At 63.8% G+C, this 22,855-nt stretch carries 19 protein-coding genes; 2 read left to right on the top strand and 17 right to left on the bottom strand.

What is annotated here, in order from left to right:
* The 11 genes from ISS97_RS08220 to ISS97_RS08170 form a co-directional block, all read right to left on the bottom strand.
* A complete protein-coding gene (locus ISS97_RS08220) occupies nt 1–198 on the bottom strand; it encodes a hypothetical protein (RefSeq protein ID WP_379985321.1) in 198 nt (65 codons plus the stop codon).
* 94 nt (nt 199–292) lie between these two features.
* On the bottom strand, nt 293–871 hold the full coding sequence (locus ISS97_RS08215; protein ID WP_379985322.1) for an NnrU family protein: 579 nt from the start codon (nt 869–871) through the stop codon (nt 293–295).
* 83 nt (nt 872–954) lie between these two features.
* Nucleotides 955–1,521 carry a HutD/Ves family protein gene (locus ISS97_RS08210; protein ID WP_379985323.1) on the bottom strand — a complete coding sequence of 189 codons (567 nt, stop codon included), beginning with the start codon at nt 1,519–1,521 and terminating at the stop codon, nt 955–957.
* A complete protein-coding gene (dinG, locus tag ISS97_RS08205; protein ID WP_379985324.1) occupies nt 1,518–3,620 on the bottom strand; it encodes an ATP-dependent DNA helicase DinG in 2,103 nt (700 codons plus the stop codon). The genes ISS97_RS08210 and dinG overlap by 4 nt, the downstream gene beginning before the upstream one ends.
* 118 nt (nt 3,621–3,738) lie before the next feature.
* A complete protein-coding gene (locus ISS97_RS08200; protein WP_379985326.1) occupies nt 3,739–4,389 on the bottom strand; it encodes a DsbA family oxidoreductase in 651 nt (216 codons plus the stop codon).
* 164 nt (nt 4,390–4,553) lie between these two features.
* Nucleotides 4,554–7,616, bottom strand: a complete 3,063-nt coding sequence (locus tag ISS97_RS08195) for a TonB-dependent receptor (RefSeq protein WP_379985327.1) — start codon at nt 7,614–7,616, stop codon at nt 4,554–4,556.
* Between the two features lie 463 nt (nt 7,617–8,079).
* Nucleotides 8,080–8,586: a DUF1993 domain-containing protein gene (locus ISS97_RS08190; protein WP_379985328.1), complete on the bottom strand. Its 507-nt coding sequence runs from the start codon at nt 8,584–8,586 to the stop codon at nt 8,080–8,082.
* Nucleotides 8,583–9,947, bottom strand: coding sequence for a TCR/Tet family MFS transporter (locus ISS97_RS08185; protein ID WP_379985329.1), 1,365 nt, complete (start codon nt 9,945–9,947; stop codon nt 8,583–8,585). The genes ISS97_RS08190 and ISS97_RS08185 overlap by 4 nt, the downstream gene beginning before the upstream one ends.
* A 212-nt stretch (nt 9,948–10,159) precedes the next feature.
* Nucleotides 10,160–10,498, bottom strand: coding sequence for an EF-hand domain-containing protein (locus ISS97_RS08180; protein ID WP_379985330.1), 339 nt, complete (start codon nt 10,496–10,498; stop codon nt 10,160–10,162).
* Nucleotides 10,498–11,097: a GTP cyclohydrolase I FolE gene (gene folE, locus ISS97_RS08175; RefSeq protein ID WP_379985331.1), complete on the bottom strand. Its 600-nt coding sequence runs from the start codon at nt 11,095–11,097 to the stop codon at nt 10,498–10,500. Before folE ends, ISS97_RS08180 begins: the two co-directional genes overlap by 1 nt.
* Before the next feature lie 88 nt (nt 11,098–11,185).
* Entirely contained in the window at nt 11,186–11,971 is a 786-nt protein-coding gene (locus ISS97_RS08170; RefSeq protein WP_379985332.1) for a hypothetical protein, read from the bottom strand.
* Between the two features lie 152 nt (nt 11,972–12,123).
* Here ISS97_RS08170 and ISS97_RS08165 point away from each other — a divergent pair, with 152 nt between their 5' ends.
* Nucleotides 12,124–12,939 carry a shikimate 5-dehydrogenase gene (locus ISS97_RS08165; RefSeq protein ID WP_379985333.1) on the top strand — a complete coding sequence of 272 codons (816 nt, stop codon included), beginning with the start codon at nt 12,124–12,126 and terminating at the stop codon, nt 12,937–12,939.
* A 76-nt stretch (nt 12,940–13,015) separates the two neighbouring features.
* Here the strand turns inward: ISS97_RS08165 and rmuC are convergent, their stop codons facing one another.
* The 6 genes from rmuC to ISS97_RS08135 all read right to left on the bottom strand — a co-directional run bounded on the left by rmuC (nt 13,016) and on the right by ISS97_RS08135 (nt 19,660).
* On the bottom strand, nt 13,016–14,464 hold the full coding sequence (gene rmuC, locus ISS97_RS08160; RefSeq protein ID WP_379985334.1) for a DNA recombination protein RmuC: 1,449 nt from the start codon (nt 14,462–14,464) through the stop codon (nt 13,016–13,018).
* Between the two features lie 157 nt (nt 14,465–14,621).
* Entirely contained in the window at nt 14,622–15,824 is a 1,203-nt protein-coding gene (locus ISS97_RS08155) for a DUF2252 domain-containing protein (RefSeq protein ID WP_379985335.1), read from the bottom strand.
* 36 nt (nt 15,825–15,860) lie between these two features.
* Nucleotides 15,861–17,036 (bottom strand): class I SAM-dependent rRNA methyltransferase, encoded by a 1,176-nt coding sequence (locus ISS97_RS08150; RefSeq protein ID WP_379985336.1) that lies wholly within the window; start codon nt 17,034–17,036, stop codon nt 15,861–15,863.
* A 172-nt stretch (nt 17,037–17,208) separates the two neighbouring features.
* Complete coding sequence (locus ISS97_RS08145; protein WP_379985337.1) at nt 17,209–17,646, bottom strand: hypothetical protein; 438 nt, start codon at nt 17,644–17,646, stop codon at nt 17,209–17,211.
* 284 nt (nt 17,647–17,930) lie between these two features.
* The gene (locus tag ISS97_RS08140; RefSeq protein WP_379985339.1) at nt 17,931–19,112 is read right to left on the bottom strand and encodes a glutathionylspermidine synthase family protein; all 1,182 of its coding nucleotides are present in this window, start codon (nt 19,110–19,112) and stop codon (nt 17,931–17,933) included.
* Nucleotides 19,112–19,660, bottom strand: coding sequence for a DUF1190 domain-containing protein (locus tag ISS97_RS08135; RefSeq protein WP_379985340.1), 549 nt, complete (start codon nt 19,658–19,660; stop codon nt 19,112–19,114). The genes ISS97_RS08140 and ISS97_RS08135 overlap by 1 nt, the downstream gene beginning before the upstream one ends.
* A 181-nt stretch (nt 19,661–19,841) precedes the next feature.
* Here ISS97_RS08135 and ISS97_RS08130 point away from each other — a divergent pair, with 181 nt between their 5' ends.
* Entirely contained in the window at nt 19,842–22,844 is a 3,003-nt protein-coding gene (locus ISS97_RS08130; protein ID WP_379985342.1) for a LysM peptidoglycan-binding domain-containing protein, read from the top strand.
* Nucleotides 22,845–22,855 lie beyond the last annotated feature (11 nt).

Genomic DNA, 22,855 nt, shown 5'->3' with positions numbered 1-22,855 from the left:
TCAGGCGGGTTTGCCGCGCAGCACGCGTGCCGGAAGCATCAGCAAGGCGCCCAGAAAGGAGAACACGGCGGTGACGGTGATGCCGAGCAGACGCAGCGGCAGCGAGATCAGCCACACGATGGGGTAGAGCACCAGCGCCAGCAACGCCAGTGGCCAGCAGAACACCAGCAGTAACAGCCAGAGCAGAAAGGCGGCCATGATCGGGTCCTCGCGGGTCTCGGATACCGGTGACTTTAGCGCGCGCCGGCATCGCGCTGTAGATGACTCCCGTCACCCCTTGTTTTCGCTCTCGTTACCCCATGGGTTTCACGCCGATCAGCCAGGCATGCAGCGCGAAGGCAAACACCGCCCAGCCCACCAGGCCGGCCAGCACGGTGATGGCATCGCCCCTCACCGTACCCGCCGGATAGACCGTGCCGGCCAGGCGATCGCGCCGGCGCGAGACCACAAAATCCAGCACGGCCCACAGCAGGAAGGCGCCGAACAGCACCACGTCATGCAGCATGCCGGTGGCCAGCAGATGGCCGAAAGCCCAGGTCTTCACGCCGGCCAGCATCGGATGGCCCAGGCGTGCCTTGAAGTGGTTGTTCGGCACGTAGGCGGCGGCGATCAGGATGAATGCGATCAGGGTGAACAGCGCATTCAAATGACGCAGCCACATCGGCGGCACGTACAGCAGCACCGGTTGCAGCCGCGCCTGCCCGAAGCCGTAGATCAGCAGCACGAAGCCAACGATGGAAATGACGGAGTAGAGGCCCTTCCACTTCTTTTCGCCGAGCCGCGCAAGCAGCTGTTCGCGCCAGTCGTTGGCGAAGATGCGGATGGAATGTATGCCGAGAAAGAGGACCAGGCCTAGGATCAGCAGCCACATGACGGATCGCCTCCGGGGTAGGTGGCCGGAGTATAGGCGGCTTGGTCGGACGGCGTGCGGTCAGCCGGGGAAATCGATGCCCACTATTTGCCTGGGGGTTCGACAGATACGGCGAATATGACGGTGCTGTCTCTTAGCTCCAGTTCCACGCCCGGCGAAGGCGTCAGCAGCGCGTCTCCTGCGTGCAATACGCCATCAACAGTAACGGCTTCGCCACGGGCGCAGTAAATCAGCACGACGTCCGCGCCAGGCGCGTAACGTCCGGGGGCGTGCCATGCATCGATCCGGCCAACGGCCTGTCCGCGTCGCAGCATCAGATTGAAGTCACGCGTGGCGCCGTTGATCAGCGACACCGCGACGGAAGCCTCGCCCGGAAACGCAAACGGCACATACGGGCGATCCAGTCGATGCGTGTGCGCCCCATCGAGTGTCATGCTGAAACCCGCGCCGTCGAGCAGGGCGATATGCCGGTCGACGCCAGGGAATGCGGAGAACGGTGCGGCGCTGTCCACTTCGGCCACGCTGATGCGCCACAGAAAGCTCGCCATATCCGCGCCCGGCGGGAACACCGCGATCTCGCGCGTGCGGCCCATGCCGTTCTTCCACGGTTGCGGGGGACAATCCTGCGCGCGAATGATGCGCGGACTCATGCGGCGCGCTCGATCACGCGCGCGAACGGTGGCAGGGCATTGAGCATGCGTTCGCCATAGCGCTTGAGTACCACGCGGCGATCCAGCAACACGATGCGGCCATGGTCGGTTTCGGTACGGATCAGGCGGCCGCAATACTGCGTGAGCAGGCGCGTCGCTTCGGGCACGGTCACTTCGATGAACGGATTGCGGCCGCGCGATTCCAGCCACTCTGCATAGGTGGCGCCGACGGGATCGGTGGGTACGGCGAACGGCAGCTGGGTGATCACCACCGTCTCGCACAACTTGCCGGGCAGATCGAGGCCTTCGCCGAACGAGGCGAGGCCGAACAGTGTGCTGCCCTTGCCGGCCTCGATGTCGGCGATATGTTCGTTGACCAATTGAGCCTTGCCCAATGAGCCTTGCGCGCGCACTTTGCGCACGTATTCGATCGGCAGCTTCTGCAGCACCCGATCCAGCTTGGCGCGCGAGGTAAACAGCACCAGATTGCCGGCATCCCAGTCGAGGTTCGCGGCCAGCCAGTCGGTGATTTCCTGCACATGCGCTTCGCGCGCATCGGGCAGTGCTTTCAATGCAGGGACTTCCAGCCGTGCCTGGACGGCGAGATTGAAGGGCGAGGGCAGGCTCAGCGTTACGGCTTCGTCGGGCAGCCCAACCGCATCGGCGAAACCGCGGAAATTGCCGCCCGCACTGAGTGTGGCCGAGGTCATCACCACCGCACTCGCGTTGCCCCACAGCACGCTGCGCAACAGTGCGCCGGCGGAGACGGAGGAGGCGTGGCAAACCAGCTGCTGATCCGCGGTGAGCGTGACCCAGCGGGCCAACGGCGGTGCGCCATCACGATCCTCGCTGGACCACGCGCGCCAGGTGCGCAGCTGGCGATCGATACGTTCCAGCGCCATGCCGAGTTCGCGCGACAGCGCCTCGTTGGTGGGTCCGCCTTCCGTCATCTCCAGCACGGCGCGGCGCACTGCGCCAATCCAGCGTTCCATCTCGCCAGTGAATACGTAGAGGGCGCGCGCATGCTCCACCCACGATTCCGGCAATTGGCCGAGTGAGCCGCGGTACATCGGCTCGTCATCATCGGGGGAGGGCAGCCAGGCGAGGCGGATGTCCTTCTCCAGTTCCTCCAGTGCGTCGCTCAGTTCCTGCAGCTTCTGGTCACTGGCATCCAGGGTGAGCTTGCCGATCACCTCCTTGTCGGTGAGCGAATACGCGGCATGAATCTGTCGGCCCAACCGGCTGAGCTGGCGCACCGCCACGCTCATATGCACATCGGAAGCACCACGATCGATCGCCTTGGACGGCACGTGATGGCCTTCGTCGAAGATGTAGAGCACCTCGTCCGGCTTGGGCAGGATCACGCCGCCGAAACCGTCTTCCTCGCGCGGCATGGTGAGATCGGCCAGCACCAGATCCTGGTTGGCCACGATGATCTCCGCGTCGCCCACCGCGCGCCGTGCGGCGAAGAACGGGCAGGCCATGAACTGGCCGCATTTGCGTCCGGTACAACCGCCCGCGCTGGTGGTGATCATCGCGCGCAGCATGTCGCCGGGCGTTTCGGGCGCGTTGTCGATGTCGCCATCCCATTCGGCGCGGTCGAACGCACCGGCGAGCTTGGACAGCACTTGTTTGTCGCGCTCCGCCGGCGGCTTGGACCACAGCGCCAGGTCGGCATCGAAACCAAGGCCCATCTGCCCGGCGTCCTGCACGCTGTTGCGCGCCATCGCCAGGTTGCGCGGACATAGATAGCGGCCGCGGCCCTTGGCAAGCGCCACCTTGGCCTCGCGTCCGTTGAGCTTGAGGTAGAGCGGAATATCGCGCTGTACCAGCTGTTCCTGCAGCGCGACCGTCGCGGTGGCGATCAGCAGCTTTTTCTTTTGCGCGCGTGCCACTTCCACGCCGGCAATGAGATACGCCATCGATTTGCCGGTGCCGGTAGGCGCTTCGATCACCGCGGCGCCACCTTCCTGCGCCAGGGCCTTGGCGACTTCCGCGATCATCTTTCCTTGCGACGCGCGCGCGCGAAAGCCAGGCAGGCCTTCCTTCAGGCGCGCATAAGCGGCGCGGATCGATTCCTTGGTGTCGTCGGTAAGCATCGGGCCGGCGGGGAGCGTATCGGAGGGGCGCCCGGTCGCCTGGAAGGCGAGGGCGCGGTCCGGCCATTGTAAGCGGCCGGGCGGCATCGCGCCCGGCCGGCGGAAAATCCAGCTCCGATCAGCCTTCCGCGGCGATCTTGCGCAGCGTCTGCTCGAACACGTCCGGCGGCTGGCCGCCCTGGATCAGGTAACGGCCATTGACGATGACCGACGGCACCGCGCTGATGCCTTGCGCCTGGAAGAAGCGCTCCTGCTCGCGCACTTCATCCGCGAAACGACCTTCCGCCAGTACCGCCAGCGCTTCGCCGCGATCAAGGCCGACCTGCCCGGCCACATCGGCCAGCACCTCATGATCGCTCACGTCTCGCCCATCGGTGAAATAGGCGCCGAGCAGTGCATGCTTCAGCGCCGCCTGCTTGCCCTGCAGCTCCGCCCAATGCAGCAGACGATGCGCATCGAAGGTGTTGTAGATGCGGCCTCGCTTATCCATGTTGAACGTGAAACCCACCGCTTCGCCGCGCTGACGGATCGCCTCGCGGTTCTGCGCCATCTGTTCCGGCGTGCTGCCGTACTTGCGCGCCAGATGCTCGGCGACGCTTTCACCCTCCGGTGCCATCTGCGGGTTCAGCTCGAACGGTTGGAAGTGCATCTCCACCGCGACATCGTCACCGAGTTGGCGCAACGCCTGCTCCAGGGAGTTGAGGCCCACGGCGCACCAGGGGCAGACGACGTCGGAGACGAAGTCGATTTTAAGTTTGGAAGATGTCATGACAATCTCCGAGGAGAGGGGGCAGAAGGCCATGAAATGGGGGCGGCCTGATGCCCATCAATACCCGCACCTATCCGCTGCGTCAGCCAAAAAAAATGCCGCCGGAAGTCCGGCGGCATTTCACGGAAATCGCCTTCAGGCAACTGCCGTTGAAGGCTAGTGACTCACAACGAGAAGTCGTACTGGGCCATCAAGCGGAAGTAGCGCGGCGTCTGATAACTGGTGGGTATGTCATAGGTCGTGGAGTAGTAGGTTGTTGGAGTGGCTCCGGGCTGGCGCTCCCCCACTTCGCTCACGGTGATCGGTTTTGTGTTGTTGAAGATGTTGATCATGTCGAGCTTCAAGGTCAGTCCCTTAGCCCAGTTCGGGGTAAAGACGACATTGGGACTCATGGTCCACGTCCATGGCGTACGGCCGCGGCTACCGCGTGGAGCCACTTCACCCTCGCACCAGAAGTACGCCGAGTTGTAACTCGGAATGCCATCCGAGATGGATGCGCCAGGGCCACCGCCAAAGCAGTTCTTCGGACGCCCGGACTGGACCAGCACATTCAGGCCCACCGACCATTCGGGCGAAAACTTGTAGGCGCCATAAGCCTTGAAGCTATGGCGACGGTCATTGGGCAGATAGCCATTGGAGCCGATGCCGAGTTCAGGGTAATCAAAATCCTGGGTGGTACCTGTATCGGTCTGGCCGTTGTCGGATTTCACCAGGCCCTCGGTGTTTCCGTAGTTCCTCGACCAGGTATAGGACACATTGGCGTACCAACGGCTGTTGCCCTTTTCCGCGGTAAGCACAATGCCTTGATAGCTGCGCTTGGCTTTGGTGCCGAATTGATCGGCTGGGATAGTGACGGGGCGGAGTTGGCCGCTTCCGTCCAGATCGAGTTGGAGCGTCAGCGGCTTGCCCGGGTTGTAGATGAAGCAGCCCGGGGTGTTCGGTGGCGGCGTAAACTCGTCGCCATTGGCATCCATGTCCAGTCCGAGCGATTGCCCGTAGCGGTAGAAAGGACGCCAGTCGCAGGTATCGTCGATGGCATTGTTGAGCTTGCGATAGATGGCCTTGGCGCCGACGACCCAGCCGTCGAGAAGATCGTTATCACTGTTGATCTTGTGCTGCACGCCGAGGATGTACTCATCCTGTGAGTACGGGCGCAGGTTGCGGTCTGCCACCGAGCGAGGATCCGGTGTTGCCCCGCTCTCGCCATTCACGATCACTGGATCGCCGATTTTGTCGCCAAGAACGGGCGCGCCGGTTACCGGATCGACACCTGTGTAGGTCCAGTCCTGAATGGTGTAGTAGGACGATGTGGCTGCGCGCAGGGCGACGTTGGCGGCGACAGGCAGCGAATAACGGCCTGCGGTGCCAAAGATCTTGGTGCCGGAATCGCCGAGGACATCCCAGGAGAAACCCAGGCGCGGCTGCCAGATATTGGTTTGCTTCACGAAGCTTTGGCCTGCGCCGTTCTTGTTGTCGAACGAATCGTTGCGAATGCCGACATACGCGAGGAAGCGATCGCTGATCTGCCAATTGTCTTGAAGGTACCAGGACTTCTGGATGATCTTGATCGATCCACCCGTGCGGAAGTTGTAGACCGAGACGTAGTCGTTGGCTACATCTTTGTCCTGGCTCTGGTAATAGTAGAGGGCGCCGCCGGCATAGGTGCTGCCTGCATCCGACTTCCAGTCATCGCGACTATACCCACCTGCGATGCTGTGGTTACCCAGCTTCCATTCGAGATCGATACGCCAGTTTTTGCGCTGGTCCTTGCCACCAAAGATGTCGTTGTTGGTGGATGTGTAGCAGGAGTGGTAGGGGTCGTTGGTAACCGGAGTCTGATTGGCACCTGTTACCGACCAGCGTGCATCAATGACATAAGCACATCCCTGTGCCGGAGAGTTGATGTCGCCGTTGTAGGTGGTGACGGTGCCGTCAGGAGAAATGTAGCGCGACGAGTTGAGGCTGTTCATCCAGCCGTACTGAGCGGAGAGCGTCAGATTGTCCGTCAGGTAGTTGGTGTACTTGAGAATGTCCGTATTGCCGCCGGATTTGACCTGGCGCTGACCGAGGTAGTCGGTGGTGCGGGGTGTGCCACTCTCATCATAGGCGGCGGTGAAGTAGTTGTTGGTCGTGTGCTGCGTATTGTTGAGATGGGTGTACTCGACGATGTTGCTGTCGTTGATGTTCCAGTCCAGCTTGATCAGCGAGTAGGGGTTGTTGAACTTGTTCCGTGTGGCGGAGTTGGGCGTGACTCCCTGGCCGGAGCCGGACGCCGCCGGATAATTGGTCTGGGTTTGCTGCTGCGCCTGGAAGATACCGAACAAGAACAGTTTGTCCTTGATGAGCGGGCCACCGATCCAGGCCGAATAGACGTTGTCGTTGGTCGCGTTGCGCTCGAAGTTGCGGTAGAGCGTGTCGTTCTTTCGGTAAGTGGTGGGTGCGTTTTCACGAGCGAAGTCAGGGGTGAAGACCCAGCTGACGCCGCCCTTCCACTCGTTGGTGCCGCGCTTGGTGACCACGCTGGTGACACCACCCGTGGAGAAGCCGTACTGGGCACCATAGCCGCCGGTCTGCACGTCGAGCTGGTCGATTGCCTGGAACGGGACCTCCGAGAACGAGAGGTTGTTGAAGAGATTGGTGACGTTGAAGCCGTTGATGTAGTAGCTGTTCTCAGCGACCGACGAGCCGCCGAATGAGGGCAGGTTGCCAAAGACGGGATCGCCCTTGATCGTGCCTGGTGTCAACGCGGCGATGTCGACGACATTGCGCGGCACGGGCAGGTCATTGAGCTCGCTCGCGCTGAACGTTGTGCGGGACTCGACGCTGGTGACGTCGATAGCGGCGAGTGCGTTGGCCGACACTGTGACCGTTTCGAGGCTATGAGCCCCGCCAGCGCTGCCCTTCTCTGCGAAGTTGAGCTGTGCGGACTGTCCAGCGACGACGGCGATCTCCTGGCTGCTGACTGTTTGGCCATGATCCTGCAGGTTGACTTTGTAGCGGCCGATCGGCAATGAGGCGACGCGGTAGCGACCATCCTTGTCCGCTTCAACCTGGCGGCTCGCTCCCGAGCCCAAGTTTTGCACCTGAATGACCTGAGATGGAGCGGCTGTGCCGTAGATGTCGCCGACCGTGCTTTGAGCGTGAGCCGAGCCTGCAAAAAGACAAGCGGACAATGCGCTGACCAATGCCGTCTTTCGAGCGGTGGAAATGAGTTGCCTCGATTGCATAGAAAAATCTCCCTCTTCCCCGAGTTGTACATCGAGGTGATGTGTCGTTAGCAGGCCGGTATGGCTGCACAGATGGCAGGCGACCGATGGTCCCCTCAGTCGAAGCGAACGTGATTTGGCGATTCGTTCGCCAAATCGAAACGGAACGCTTACGAACTCACCTGATACTTGTCCGTTCCGATGCTTCGCAATCGGACGCGTCTTAAACTTGGTGAGGTGGTCTGTTGATTGCCGAGGGTTTGGGCAAAGACGTGCCGCAACTTATCCATTGAATGCACGGCGTTGCGTGCATGGCCTACAACAAAGCGATGGTTTGTGTAGGAGGGAGCAATGTCGGTGCAAACTGCTCAAAGTTTGGGCGAGGTGTGCATGCATCCTGGCCAAACTGAAAACGACAGAAACCACCGCATTGCATGAAAGCGGCCGGTGCCTTCATGCAATGCGGTGAGAGAGCTAAGAGGCCTCAGGCCTTACCCATATAGTCCGCCTTCCCCAACTCCGCCCCCGCCACACGCAAAATGTTGTAAGTCGTGGTGCAGTGGAAGAATAGGTTGGGCAGCACGTAGTGCAGCAGATACGCCTGGCCTTCGAAGCTCTGTTCGCCGTTGCGGGTCTTGATGGTGACGGTGCGGCCTTCGCTGCCGTCGATCTGATCGGGCTTGAAGCTCTTGATGTAGTCGACGGCGCGTTCGATGCGGGCGTGCAGCTGCTCGAAGCTGGTTTCGGTGTCTTCGAATTTCAGCGGCTCGACGCCGGCCAGGCGGGCGGTGCCGTTCTTGGTCATGTCGGTGGCGATCTGCACCTGCCGCACCAGCGGGAGCATGTCGGGGATCAGGCGCGTCTGCAGCAACACGTCGAGCGCGACATCTTTGGTCTTGGCGTGCGCTTCGCCCTTCTTCAGTACATGGGTGAGGTTGCTCAGCGCGCGCAGGAACACCGGGACCGAGGCCTGATACATAGAAAGGGTCATGAGGATGGCTCCGTGGGGTTGATAGGAGTGGGGTCAACAGGACGGGTGACAGCGATCGGTGAAAGATCGCCGGGAACGGCGGCCGCGCACGGCTCGGGTTCTTCGCCTTTGTGCGTGGCGAGGTCGGCGGTGCGGCGGGTAATGCGGGCGGCGATCACCGTGCCGATCAGCAGCAGCACGGCGGAGACCACGAAGGCGAGGCCGGGCAGATGCAGTGGCGACGTGGGCGAGATCGAGAACGCGAAGATCTGCGCAAACAGATACGGCCCGAAGATGCCGGCGAAACTCCCCAGACTGGCGATGGCGCCCTGCAGGCGGCCTTGCTCGGTGGGATCGACCTGATGCGTCATGATCGCCTGGATCGGCGGACCGGACAGGCCCCACAGCGCCATCAGCGGAATGCCAAGCAAGAACATCCAGCCCGTGTTCGCCAGCCCCATCAGCAGGAACGCGCCGATACCGCACAACATGCCGGCAACCAGCACGCGCCGTTCGCCGTAGCGCGGCGTGAGGCGACCGGTGAGAAAGGCCTGCACCGAACCATCGCAGGCGCCGACCAGCATCAACACGAAACCCACGGCGCGCGGCCCCCAGCCGTAGCGATAGTCCGCATACAGCACGAACGTGGTCTGCAGCACGTAGTGGGCGAGATAGACCAGGAACATCACGACCGCCAGCCCCAGCACCAGCGGGTAGCGGCGCAGCAGCTTCAACGCGCCCAGCGGATGGGCGCTATGCAACTCGAAGCGTGGCGTGCGGCGTTCTTTCGGTAGTGACTCCGGCAGCACGAACAGGCCATACAGAAAATTGCAGGCCGCCAGACCGGCGGCTGCCCAGAACGGCAGCCGCAGCGAGATGTCGCCGAGCAGGCCACCCAGGCCGGGGCCAATGATGAAACCCAGGCCAAACGCGCCGCCGAGCATGCCGAACGCCGCCGCGCGCTTTTCCTTCGGCGTGATGTCTGCGATGTAGGCGTTGGCGGTGGTGAAGCTGGCCGCGGTCATGCCCAGCACGATGCGCGCGACAAACAGCAGCCACAGCGTTGGCGCCACCGCCAGCACGATGAAATCCACCGCCAGGCCGAGGTTGGAGATCAGGATCACTGGCCGTCGCCCGAAGCGATCCGACAACGCGCCCTGCACCGGCGAGAAAGCGAACTGCACGATGGCGAACACCGTGCTGAAAATACCGACCCACCACGCCGCGTTGGCGATGCCGCCGCCGGCCAGTTGCTCGATCAAATGCGGCAGCACCGGAATGACGATGCCGAAGGCCAGCATGTCCAGCAGCACCGTGACGAAGATGAAGGCGACCGCCGCGCGGCGGCGCGGTTCGGCGACATGCGTAACGGGCTGTTCCATGCGGGGAGTGGAGCCGGGGCTGTGGAAGAGCGAACGATAGCGCAACCCGTCTATCAGGATGGCGACAGTCGTTGCGGCAGCGCATCACACCCGTAGGAGCGCACCCTGTGCGCGAAACGGCCCGTCAGGGCCGCGCTTTTAACGGAATGTATGAAAGCGCAGCCCTGACGGGCCGTTTCGCGCACAGGGTGCGCTCCTACGGGGAGTCGTCCTCAGCCCTGCGGCGGGGCGGTCAGCTCTTTGGCGTTGAGGAAGCCGTCATGGTTGCGGTCCAGCTTGTGGAACTGGCGCCGCAGGTTGTCCTGGTAGTGCTGCAGGGTGACGGGCTTGCCGTGGCCGCCGGGCAGTTCGTCCGCTTCCAGCACGCCGTCGCCGTTCGTATCCATGCGGCGGAAGCCGGCGCTCATGTACTCCACGTATTCGGCTTCGCTGATCTTGCCGTCGCCGTTGGTGTCCATCAGCTTCAGGTACTCGGCCGGCGTGCCGGGGTAGCCCTGGGCCGCCGCCAGCAGCGGCAGTGCCAGCAGCGCGACGATCAAGGATGCGCGCATCAACGTCCGCCGCGAATGCCGATGAACTGCAGGAACTCCGCGCGGGTGCGCGCGTCATCGCGGAAGGCACCCAACATCTGGCTGGTCACCATCGACACGCCGCGCTTGTGCACGCCGCGCGTGGTCATGCACTCGTGGCTCGCGTCGATCACGACGGCCACGCCGGCGGGTTGCAGGTTCTCCTGGATGCACTGCGCGATCTGTGCGGTGAGTTTTTCCTGCACCTGGAAGCGGCGCGCGTAGGCATCGACCACACGCGCGAGCTTGCTGATGCCCACCACGCGGTTGGTGGGCAGGTAGCCGACGTGCGCACGGCCGATGATCGGCGCCATGTGGTGCTCGCAATGGCTTTCGAACTCGATATCGCGCAGCACCACCATTTCGTCATAGCCGGCCACTTCCTCGAAGGTGCGGCGCAGGTATTCACCCGGGTCCACCTGGTAGCCGCTGAACCAGTCGCGATAGGCCTTGACCACGCGCTTGGGGGTGTCGAGCAGGCCTTCGCGCGCCGGGTCCTCGCCGGACCACCGCAGCAGCACGCGTACGGCTTCTTCGGCCTGCTCGCGGGTGACGTCGGTTGGGTGGGCGTGGTCGCTCATGCGGATTCCTTCGGCTAAGACTCAGGCGTATCAGTGTAGCGCCTGCGTCAAGACCCTTCGGCTCGCGGAGGCGCTACCAGGCAGGAAGTCATGACGGGTCGGGCACAAAGCTGCCGGGGAACGGTTCCGGCCGGCCGCGCCGAGGTGGTGTGGCCGGTACCACGCCCTGCGCCACCAGGTGTTCCCAGGTGTCGTAGTACAGCGTGATCACTTCATCCGGGGTGTCACTGGCGCGCTTGAAGTCGACGTAGTTCACCGCCGAGTACTCGCGCTCGCCATGTCCGGTGCCGAGCGGCGCATCGCTTTTCGCCCGGGCGGTAAGGGCTTGTGTTTGCTTCGCTGCAGGGGCCGGCGCATTGGCTTCGGCGGCGGCGGGAGCGGATTCCATCCGATCAGCGGCGCGCGCCATCGGCATGGGAACCGGCATGGGCTGGCGGCGGAACACCGCCACGCCGATCACGCCCACGTTGTCTGGCCGGCCGGTGCGTACGGCATAGCTCTGATCGAAATCGGCGAACACGAAATCTGCCACGTGGGTCAGGCTCTTGCGCCAACCGAGCACATCGGTGCCGGCGTAGGCGTCGAGTACATAGCCAGTCTGCGACCACTGCGCCGTCTCACCGGAGATCGCATTGACCGCGTCCACCGAGAGCACCGCAAGCACATCGTCACCGCTACGGTTGCGCAGGCTCACCTGGTAGCGATGGCCTGGCTCCCCAGCGATGTAGTAGCGGCCATGGTGCTGGTACACCGGCAGGCTGCGCTGGCTGCTGCGGTCGTACACACTGAGGTCCAGCATACGGCCCACTGCCGCGGCGTGTCCGGGATGGGCAAGGCCGGCGACCAGGGCCAGCGTCATCAGCAAGGTTTTCATGGGAGCGGCTCCGGCAGGCATCGCGTCTCGATGCATGTGATGGAACGCGCCTCTTACCCGAACGGGGTTGAAGACTTGCCGATTCATGGCAGGCTGGAGCTGATGGGCCGCCGCTTCATCGAGTGGGCGGCCGAAAAGCAAAGGAGTACCGCATGACCCTCCGTATCAACCGCAACACCCAGCTATGCATGTCGCTGTCCGGCCGGCCGGGCAATTTCGGCACGCGTTTCCAGAACTATCTATACGAAGCGCTGGGGCTGGATTACGTCTACAAGGCATTCACCACACGCGATCTGCCGGCGGCGATCGGCGGCATCCGCGCGCTGGGCATCCGCGGCTGCGCCATCTCCATGCCGTTCAAGGAAGCCTGCATTCCGCTGGTGGATGAAATCGACGCCTCCGCGGCAGCGATCGAGTCGATCAACACCATCGTCAACGACGACGGTCATCTGCACGCCTACAACACCGACTACATCGCAGTCGCGAAGTTGATCGAACAGCACAAGGTGTCGCCGCAAACCACGCTGGCGCTGCGCGGCAGCGGTGGCATGGCGAAGGCGGTGGCCTGCGCTTTGCGTGATGCCGGCTTCCGGCATGGCCATATTGTGGCGCGCAATGAAGCGACGGGACGCAAGCTGGCCGAGGCCAGCGGCTTCGCGTGGGCGCCGGATATGCGGGGCATCGAGGCGGAGCTGCTGATCAACGTCACGCCGCTTGGCATGGAAGGGCCTGAGGCACAGACGCTGGCTTTCACCGAGCAGGAAGTGGAGCGCGCGCGGGTCGTATTCGACGTAGTGGCCTTGCCATCGGAGACGCCGCTGATCCAGCTGGCGCGCACCAAGGGCAAGCCGGTGATCACGGGCGCGGAAGTGATCGCTTTGCAGGCGGTGGAGCAGTTCGTGCTCTACACCGGCGTGCGGCCGGATGATGCGTTGATTGAGCGCGCAGCGGCGCATGCGCGTGGGTGACGGTTAGCGAGTAAGCGTCACGAGGTTAAGCCCCTCTCCCTTCGGGGACTCGAAGGGAGAGGGGTTCAGGCGTTGATCAACCCGGCGCCTCGTCTTCTTCTTCCTCATCGCCATTGACCGGCGTATCGCCCAGCAACTGTTGCACCTGTTCCCCCGGCAGCGATTCCACGTCGCGCAACTTGCGCTCGATCGCGCGGGTACGCACACCCGCCTGATCGATCACGTTGCTCGCTTCAGTGAGCTTCTTGCGCGTCTTTTCCAGCACGCCGGCGAACTTGCCGAACTCGGTCTTCACCGCCGCCAGCAACTGCCACACTTCGCTGCTGCGCTTCTCGATCGCGAGCGTGCGGAAACCCATCTGAAGGCTGTTGAGCAAAGCGGTCAGCGTGGTCGGTCCGGCCAAAGTGATGCGGTAGTCGCGCTGCAACAGGTCCGACAGGCCAGGACGGCGAATCACTTCCGCATATAGACCTTCGGTAGGAAGGAACAGGATGGCGAAGTCGGTGCTGTGCGGCGGCGCCACGTACTTGCTGTGAATGCGCTTGGCTTCCTCGCGGACGCGCATTTCCAGCGCGCGGCCTGCGACCAATGCGGCGTCCACATCAGCGGCTTCCTGTGCATCCAGCAAACGTTGGTAATCCTCGATCGGAAACTTGGCGTCGATCGGCAGCCACACGGGCTGATCGCTGCTGTTGCCAGGCAGGCGAATGGCGTACTCCACGCGTTCCGCCGAGCCGGGCACGGTCGCCACATTGGCGGCGTACTGCTCGGGAATCAGGATCTGCTCCAGCAGCGCGCCCAGCTGCACCTCGCCAAAGGTGCCGCGCGTTTTCACGTTGGTCAGCACACGCTTGAGATCGCCGACCCCGGTGGCCAGGCTCTGCATCTCGCCGAGGCCGCGCTGCACCGCTTCGAGGCGCTCGGAAACCAGCTGGAAGGATTGGCCCAGGCGCGTTTCCAGCGTGCTCTGCAGCTTCTCGTCAACGGTGGCGCGCATCTGCTCCAGCTTCGCCGCGTTATCGTCCTGGATCGCCTTGAGCTTGCTTTCCAGCGTCGCGCGCACTTCACCCATGCGTTTTTCGTTGTCGGCGGTAAGCGCTGCCAGACGCTGCTGCTGCTGTTCGCCGAAGCGGTTGAGCGTCTGCGTGACTTCCTCGCGGCTCTTGCGCGCGTCTTCCGTCAATCGCTGTGCGAGCGATTGCAGTCCAGCGTCCGTGCGTTCCGTAAGCAACTCGAGTCGCTGGCCAAAGCCGCCGATCCGCTCCTGCTGCTGGTCACTCATGGTGCCGAGCTGCTCTTGCACCAATCCACGGAACTGGCCCAGCGTCTGCGCCAGCTCGCCGCGGCCGGCGCGTTGCTCCTGGGCGAGGGCGTCACGCAGGTGGCGGTTGTCGTCCTTCAGCGCGTCCAGGCGTGCGGTGAGCCCGGCGTCGCCGCGACCGCGCAACAGCGCAATCACTTGCAGCACGATGACCGCCAGCACGGCGATGGCGAGAACGGTCAGCAAGGTGTCGGTGGTGGACATGGAGTGTTCCGGATAGTGCAGGGCGCAAGTGTACGCGGTGCGGTCTCAAACGCTGAGAAAAGCCTTTGCCGGAAAGGGTGGTTTCCTCACGTCGAAGCTGTTGCGAAGGCGTCAACCAATCGCTGGACGTCGAGTCGGCCGCGCATGTCAGGACCGATCAGTCGGCAAACGCGCTCTGATCGTAGGCCTTGGCGAAGACCTTCCAGTCGCGCCGCACCTGCTTGGTGCAGTCGTTGGCCAGCTCTTGTAGTTGCGCAGGCCAGCGGCGTTTTCCACCGAAAGCGATCAGCTCGTCCGCGGTCGCCGAGCCGTCGCGGCCGCTGCTGCGCAGATGCGTCGATGCGACGAGTTGGCCCATGGCCTGAAGCACGCCCTCAAGCCGTTCCAGCTTGCCGTTCCATTCGCTGAGTGCGACACGATCCTGCGTGGGTTGCAGGCCACGCAGCACATACGATTTGCGGCCCATGTTCACGGGCCTCAGGAACGCGGGCGATATGGCCTGCATGCGCCGCTGCACAGCTACCACGCGTTCGGCTTCGCTGCGCCATTTCGGTTGGGCGATCTTGAGGTGCGGCGACAGCGACGAAGGTAATGCTTCTTTCAGGTCCAGCAGGTAATTGCCGTCGGGCGAGCCCTTGCCCTCGACCAGGATCACATAGCGGTCAATGCCAAGGCTGCCCGTGCCGGCGATCCGGCGTGCCACATCAAGAACCTTGTAGAACGCTGGGTTGGCCTCGTGCGCGGCGATCTCTTCAATCAGGGCAGCGATCTGGTCGCGTTGCTTGCGGGTGACAGGCAGTCCTTTTTCGCCGTCGGTGCGCAGTGCGCGTCGCTTGCCTTTGCGTTCGGTGCGACTGTCCAGGAAATGCGGGCGCAGGCGGCCGCGCAGGCCGTGCAACAGATCTCCCACCATGCCCTCGGCGATGTCGCGTTCGATCCAGCGCGCCTTGCCGCTGCAGAGGGCGGCCCGGTATGCATCCAGGAAGATGCGGCACAAGGCTTGGGCTTGCGCAGGTTTCAGCTTCAGGCTGTCGGCGCCGATCTGCACGCTGGTCAGCAGCCGCACCAGCTCCCAGGTGCAGGGCGCCAGGGCGGCTTCGTCGAAATCGTTGAGGTCGAAATAGACCAGACGATTGTCGCCCTTGTAGCTGCCGAAGTTCTCCAGATGCAGGTCGCCGCAGACCCAGGTCGGCGGCGCCTTGCTCAGCACTTTGGAGGCGGGCAGTTGCGCATAGAACAGATGGCAGGTGCCGCGCAGAAAAGTGAAGGGGTCGCGCCGCATGGCCGCGTACTTGCGCTGCAGGCGTTCGGGCTCGCGGCCGGTGTTGTAGCTGCGGATGGATTCGACGACATCGACCATGACCCGTTCTCCTTCAGGAGTACTACATCGCGATAGTTACATCACCCGGCAGAACACTGCCTTCAGATAGCGCCCTTCCGGCACATCACTGCGCACCGGATGGTCAGCACCCGCGCCGCGCACTTCCAGCACCTGGATCTCACGCCCGGCATTGAGTGCCACGCGGCGAAGCATTTCCAGGAAATCCTCCTCGCTGACCAGGCCGGTGCATGAGCACGTCAGCAGCAGGCCGCCGGGCGGGATCACGTCCAGCGCCAGGCGATTCATGGCGAAGTATTTCTTCAGCGCGTCGATGACCTTGCTGCGGTCGCGGGTGAGCTTGGCCGGGTCGAGCACCACGGCGTCGTATTGTTCACCGCGTGCCACGGCGCCGCGCAGCCAGTCGAAGATGTCGGCTTGTTCGAATGTTGCGTTGAGCTGATTGGCATCCGCGTTGGCGCGGGCCACTTCCAGGATGCCCGCATCCATGTCCACGCCCGTGGCCTCTTTCGCACCGCCGGCCAGCGCATGCACGGCGAAGCCGCCGGCGTTGCAGCACAGGTCGAGCACGCGGCGGCCGCGCGCCAGTTCGGCGAAGCGACGACGGTTGTCGCGCTGGTCGGCGAAGAAGCCGGTCTTGTGGCCCGAACCAGGCGCGGCATGGAAGCGCAGGCCGTGTTCGTGAACCTCTACCGCGGCGGGCGCTTCCGCGGCGCGGCAGTCGAAGGATTCCTGCTTCTGCACGTGGCTTTCGGCGAACCAGTAAAGGCGCGCGCCGGGGAAATGCGTGAGCAGGGCGGCGTGGATCGCCTCGCGGAATTTCCACATGCCGGCGGCGAAGTATTCGATCACCAGAATGTCGGCGTAGCGGTCCACGATCAGGCCGGAAAGGCCGTCGCCTTCGCTGTGCACCACGCGCCAGGCGTCGCTGGTGTCGTCCAGTTGCAGCAACTCGCGGCGCAGCTCCACGGCGCGGGCGATGTGGGAGGCGATCCAGTCCGCGTCGATCGGCTCGGCGGGATCGTTGGTCAGCAGCCGCAGCGCGATGCGCGCATGGCCGTTCCAGAAGCCGCGGCCGACGAAACGGTCCTTGGCATCCACCACATCCACCACGCTGCCAGGCGGCAGGCGGGTTTCGGGCTTATGCACCTGCGCGGACCACACCCAGGGATGGCCGGGCATGCGGTCGGATTTGAGGCGAATGACGGGGAGGGCAGGAGCGGGACTATTCATCCGCCCATAATAGCTGGTTGCCTAACTCCTCCCCCTGCAAGCAGGGGGAGGTTGGGAGGGGGTATGCCCTTGCGACACCGTTGCGTGCTTGCTGGGCTTGACCCCACCCCAGCCCTCCCCTGCTGCGACCGAAGTAGTCCCTGTGGGACACGCAGGGGAGGGAGATGAGCGCTTATCGCAGCCGCAGCGCCAGCCAGGACAGCAGGGCCAGCAGATTGATGCCCAGGCGCGATACCGAGGGGCCGGCCACAGCCAGCGTGAAGCCTTGTGAGCCCACGTGCCAGTCCAGGCCCAGGCGCGGCGCCATCTGCAAGGTGGCGAACACGTTCACGAAAGCGCCGCAGTGCAGTGCATAGCTCAGCACCGGCGTGGCGATCAGCGGCAGCTGCATCAGCTGCGCGACGCGCGACAGGGTGACGCCGCGTTCGCTGCCTTCCATCAGCGCCACGCCGGCGACCAGCACGAAGCCGTAGAACAGCAGGCCGATCAGCGCCAGGATCGCGTCGTGGGTGGAGCCCAGCGGCAGCAGGCGGTGCAGCATGGTCACGGCACCGTAGAAGCCGCCGGCGATTTCGAGGATGCCGATCAGGCGGAACAGAAAATTGCGCACGCGGAAACCCGTTCAAAAGAAGCAAGCTTAGCCGAGCGCAGACCCTGCGAAATGGCGACGCCATACCAGGCTTCAGCGACGATGTAGGAGCGCACCCTGTGCGCGACAAACCGGCAGGACTGCCGGTTTACACGGCGAAGCAGCCCGAAGGGCAAAGGCCATGGATGGCCTGAGTGAAACGGCCCCGGGAGGGCCGCGCTTTTCCTTCGTCGCCAGCAAAACCGGCCCTGCTGGTGCAGAGCTTTCGCCCACAGGGTGGGCTCCTACAGATGTTCCTCGAGGCCTTAAGCCATCAGCACGCTGCGCGGCTCTTCCACGATGGCGTGCGGCACGAAATGCGCGGTGTCCTGGGTGACCAGCGAGCGGTCTTCGCGGATGCCCATGCCACAGGCGCGGTCGCCGACGACCCAACTGCCCAGCAGCGCATGCCGGCCGTCGAATGAAGCCAGCGGGTGATAGGCCTGCCGGATGCACGGGCGGTCGCGATACGGGCCGTCCGTGGTCAGCCGTTCGCCGTTGGGCAAATGCATGGCGATATTGGCGCCTTCGCGCGAATGGATCGGCTTGCGCACCCAGCCGCGCGGCAACTCGCCGCCATCGTCGAACGCGGCGGGCAGCAGGTTGGGATGGCCGCTATGTTTCTCCCACAGCAAGGGCAGGATGCCCTTGTTGCTCAGCACGGCTTTCCACGGCGGCTCGATCAATTGCAGGCGCGAGCCCGGCAAGTGGCGGCCGAAGCTTTCGCGGAACATGTCTTCCAGCGGATACAGCTTGAATAGGCAGCCGATCACGCGATCTTCCATATCGGTGAAGCGACCGTCCGCGCTGATGCCGATGTCTTCGATCGCCATCGCGTCGCATTCGATACCTGCCTGCAAGGCGCAATCGCGCAGGTAGGCGATGGTGCCCTGGTCTTCGGTGGAGTCGCCCACGGCCGCAAACAGGAAGGGGCGCGCGGTATGCCGCGCGATGGTGCCGAAGGCTTCCACCAGCGATTCGTAGATCGAATTGAACTGATCGGCCGCGGCCGGCAGGCGGCTGCGCGTGAGCTGGTCTTCCAGCCATTGCCACTGGAAAAACGCGGCCTCGAACAGCGACGTCGGTGTGTCGTAATTCAATTCGTAGAGCTTGGCGGGACCGCTGCCGTCATAGGCAAAGTCCATGCGACCGTAGAGATGCGGCTGGCGCTCGCGCCAGCTGCGCGCGATCCAGTCCCAGTACGGCTCCGGAATCGCGAGTTGGCGCATGCGCTGTTCGCTGCCAACGATCTCGTCGACCAGATCTAGCGCCATCGTGTGCAGCTCTTCCGTCGGCGCTTCGATATCTTCCTCGATCTCGCGCAAGGTGAAGGCGTAGTACGCCGACTCATCCCAATAGGGCGAGCCGTCGATAGTGTGGAAGTTGAAGCCGCATTCGGCGGCCCGTTCACGCCAGTCCGGGCGTTCGGCGATCGCGATACGCCGCATCAGCTGCCGCCGCGCACGCCGCCGAAACCGCCGCGGCTGACCGTCACGGCGCGATCCGGTGCCGCGGTGACCGGCACCATCGCGGGCGAGCCGCCGCTGCGATACACGCCGCCACCGGCATAACCGCCACCACTGCCGCCTGGGTCCGGCCGCTTCCACTGTCCGTTGGCGTCGCGGAAGGCCGGGCCGCCGGTGAAGCCGGCCATCGGTGAGCCGTTGCGCATCATCTGCGACAGGAAGAAGCCGGTCATCATCGGCCCGAAGAAGGAATGCCCGCTGCTGTCGCGGCGTTCCTCGCAGCGATCCCAGTCGTAACCGCCGGCGGCGCACTCTTCGCGCGTGGCGTAATGGGGGCCCTTCTCGGCCGCCTCCTGCTTGGCCTTGTTGGAAGCTTCCTCGCAGGTGACACGGTCCTGGGTCTGCGCGACACAGGCATCCACCGAGGTATACAGGCCCTCGCGGGTGGCTTCGTCGTCGCCGCTGCAGGCGGTCAGCGCCAGAGGCACGGCGCCCATCAGCAGCAATGCGGCGGTCCTCGATCGCTTCATTGGCCATCCTTGTAACGGTGATTCGGGCAAGCATGCCTGCAACCCCGCGGAGAAGGAAAGCGTGACGCGCTGCCCGCTCCGACGCCTTGGGGTGGCCAGCCTAGGGATAACCCCAATAGGCACCACCCGGCGCGCGCCGTCCAATAGCGGTCTCCCCCCCAAAAAATCCAGGGCTGCGACCATGGCGATTCCGCGCGAGATCGGTGTTACCGACCTTCCTCCTCAGCTGCCGCCGCCCCCGCCCCCGGCGGACAAGCCGCAACCCTACCGCGTACAGCGCAATGACACGCTGGAGGGCATCGCCGCTCATTTCGGCACGACGCCCGAGGCGATCCAGAAGGCCAATCCAGGCATCGGCGATCCGTCGCGGATCATGGCGGGTGATGTGCTGACCATCCCGCCACGGGACAACGGCGCCACCACCGCAGCGGCGCCGGCGGCAGCCCAGACACCCCAGCAACAGGTGGACAAGGCGTTGGCCGATCTCCATGAGGCCGAGCAGACCCGTCCGCGCAACCGCATGGATGCTATGGACCTGGCCGACTCGCGCGCCAGCCTGCAGGACCAATTGAACAAGGCCGTCGACGCCGAAGTGCAGGCGCGCCTGCAAGAGAAACCGGACAGCTCGCTCACCCCGCAGCAACGCAAGCAGCTCGGCGAACCCTTGCCCTCCCAGAGTGAGCGCGCCACGCAAATCCGCAAGGAGATCGCGGGACGCTATCCCGGCGATGCGGATGTCCAGAAAGCGGTGGATCAGCAGGAAGCGAACACCTTGCTGGCCCATAACGACAACGCCGGTTACACCTCACCCAAAGACAAACTGCTCGCGCTGGATACCGCGCTGAAGAACGCCTCATCTGATCAGGTGCGCACGCTGGCCGCCAGCCAGCCTTCTTACATCAAGACCGTGCAGGCCGCCGCCGATTGGGCTGCGCAGCCGTACAAAGACACGAAGTTCACCGATAGCCGCCAGGTCGAGCCGGCCGCCAAGCAGGCGGAGGAGTCCTCCGGCCGTTACGTTGAACTGCTGTCCGCCATGTCGTCGCCGGATATGCGCGCCAGCCTGGTCGCCGATGCGCGCCCGCAGCTGGAGAAGATCACCCACTTCGCGTTCCTCTACGACAACGAGCAGAAGCATTCCACCGACATCCTCACCAATCTCTCCAGCGTGGTGGGCACCTTGCGCCAGACGGATCCGTCCGCCGCGCAGTCGCTGGCGAACGACCTGGCAGGACAGCTGCCTGATCGTCGCATCGTGTCCAGCTCGATGGACACGGAGTCGATGCTCACCTACATGACCACCCAGTCCGGCGATCCCACGCTGGCGCTTACCTTCGTGGATCATGTGCGCGGCGACGGCAAGGACCGCCTGGTCAATCCATGGTGCGACCAGACCATGGCCTCGCTGTTCAAGACCGTGACGGATACGCACCAACGCGTGGATAGCGACACCGAGTCGTACGTGAAGCTCACCGGCGAACTCAACAGCCTGATCGCCAAGGAAGGTGCGACGATGAGTTCGGACCAGCTCAACGCTGCCATCGACAACTACAAGAAGCTCAAAGGGCCGGGCTGGGAAAAGAGTGTGGCCGACGCGCAGAACCAGCTCGCCGCCGACGGCAAGATGCTGCTCTCGCAACAGTCCGCGCTGGGCGATTGGGTGACCAATCATCCCGGTGACAGCAATACGGTGGGCGATGCGCTCAACAAGATGCTGGGCAGCCAGAACAATCAGGCCGCGATCCAGCTCGCCGTGCAGAACGATCCGACCGTGCTGACAGGCGAGCAGGGCAAATCGCTGATCAATCTGTGGGCGCAGCAGGGCAAGGTGGTCGACCAGGGTGGCCGTAAGCTGTTGCAGGAACTCGGCACCAATTACGTCAAGAGCCGCATGGACACGCTGCGCGGCGAACTGGGCGCGAGCAACGATGTCGCCAGCCGCACGCGGGTGATCAACGAGCTGAGCGATCTGGGCGACAACAAATCATTGGCGACCCTGCTTGGCATGCGCGACGGCAAGGTGGTGGATCTGAAGGCCGCCACCGAGGTGCTCAAAAGCAACATCAACGACTTCAATGCGCTGGCCGATGCCAACAAGACGCCGGATGCCTTGAGCAAGGCACTGCAGGACGGCGTCAAAGACACCCAGTCCAAGCTGGGCTCGATCAAGGGCTTCGAAAGCGGCACGCCGATCAGCAATGTATTCCGCGCCTTCAGTGTCGGCGCGGCCGGCCTCAGCCTGGCCAATGCGGTGGACAAGCTGGGTACCGGCAAGAACGGCACGGAAGAGCTGCGCAACGACATGTCGGCGCTGATCAGCGCGGCCGGCTTCAGTCAGAAGACCGCGGGCTTCGTCACCAGCATGGGCTGGGCGCCTTCCGACAGCGCATGGGGCACCGTCGGCAAGCGCGCGGTGGATCACTGGGTCAACATCCTCTCCGGCGGCATCGATCTGTGGAAAGCCGGCGACGCTTTCAACAAGGGTGATGGCACCGAAGGCGCGCTGTATGCCACCACCGGTGTCGGTTCGATCATGTGGGCCGCCGGCAATGCCGCGGTCTCGGGCGAAGGCATGCTGGGCGCGGCACTCGGCGGCGCAGCGGAAGCCGGCAGCTGGGCCGGCCCGATCGGTATCACCATGGTCGCACTGGGCACCGTCGGCCTGATGGCTTATCAGAGCAAGAAGGACAACGACCATGCCGTGCCCGGCCGCGAAGCCTTCCTGCAGGGGCTGGGCTACAACGAAGGCGCATCCAAGGCGCTCTCGTCCTGGCACAGCAAGGACGACACGCCGGCGGTAAGCATGTTGCTGCGTTACGGGCAACTGCACGGCATGAGCGACGCGCAGACCATGAGCTGGTTCAACGGTCTGGGCCAGGATCAGCAGAAGACCTTCGCCGGTGCGCTGGTGTCGTCGCTGGATACCGTCGGTGGCGATGCGAGCAAGTTCAACCGCACCGATCGCAACGACGGGAACTGGGACGACATGGCGAAGCACAACAACCTGCTCGCCGGCAATGTGGATCACGGCTTGTTCGGCAGCGGTCCGGGTGTGGTGCTCAATGGCGCATCGATCCCGGGCAGCATGTTCCCGGTCAATGCCGAGGAGCAGCCAGTTTCGGCGCATCAGCTCGACGTAGTGTTGAAGAGTGTGCTCGGCGTCGATCCGCCGCCTTACTCGTAAACCAAGGAAGG

This window comes from Dyella koreensis, from assembly GCF_044904565.1.
Classification (GTDB): Bacteria; Pseudomonadota; Gammaproteobacteria; order Xanthomonadales; family Rhodanobacteraceae; genus Dyella_D; species Dyella_D koreensis.
The sequence above is the reverse complement of the archived record's forward strand: the minus strand, read 5'-3'. Positions and strand labels throughout refer to the sequence as shown.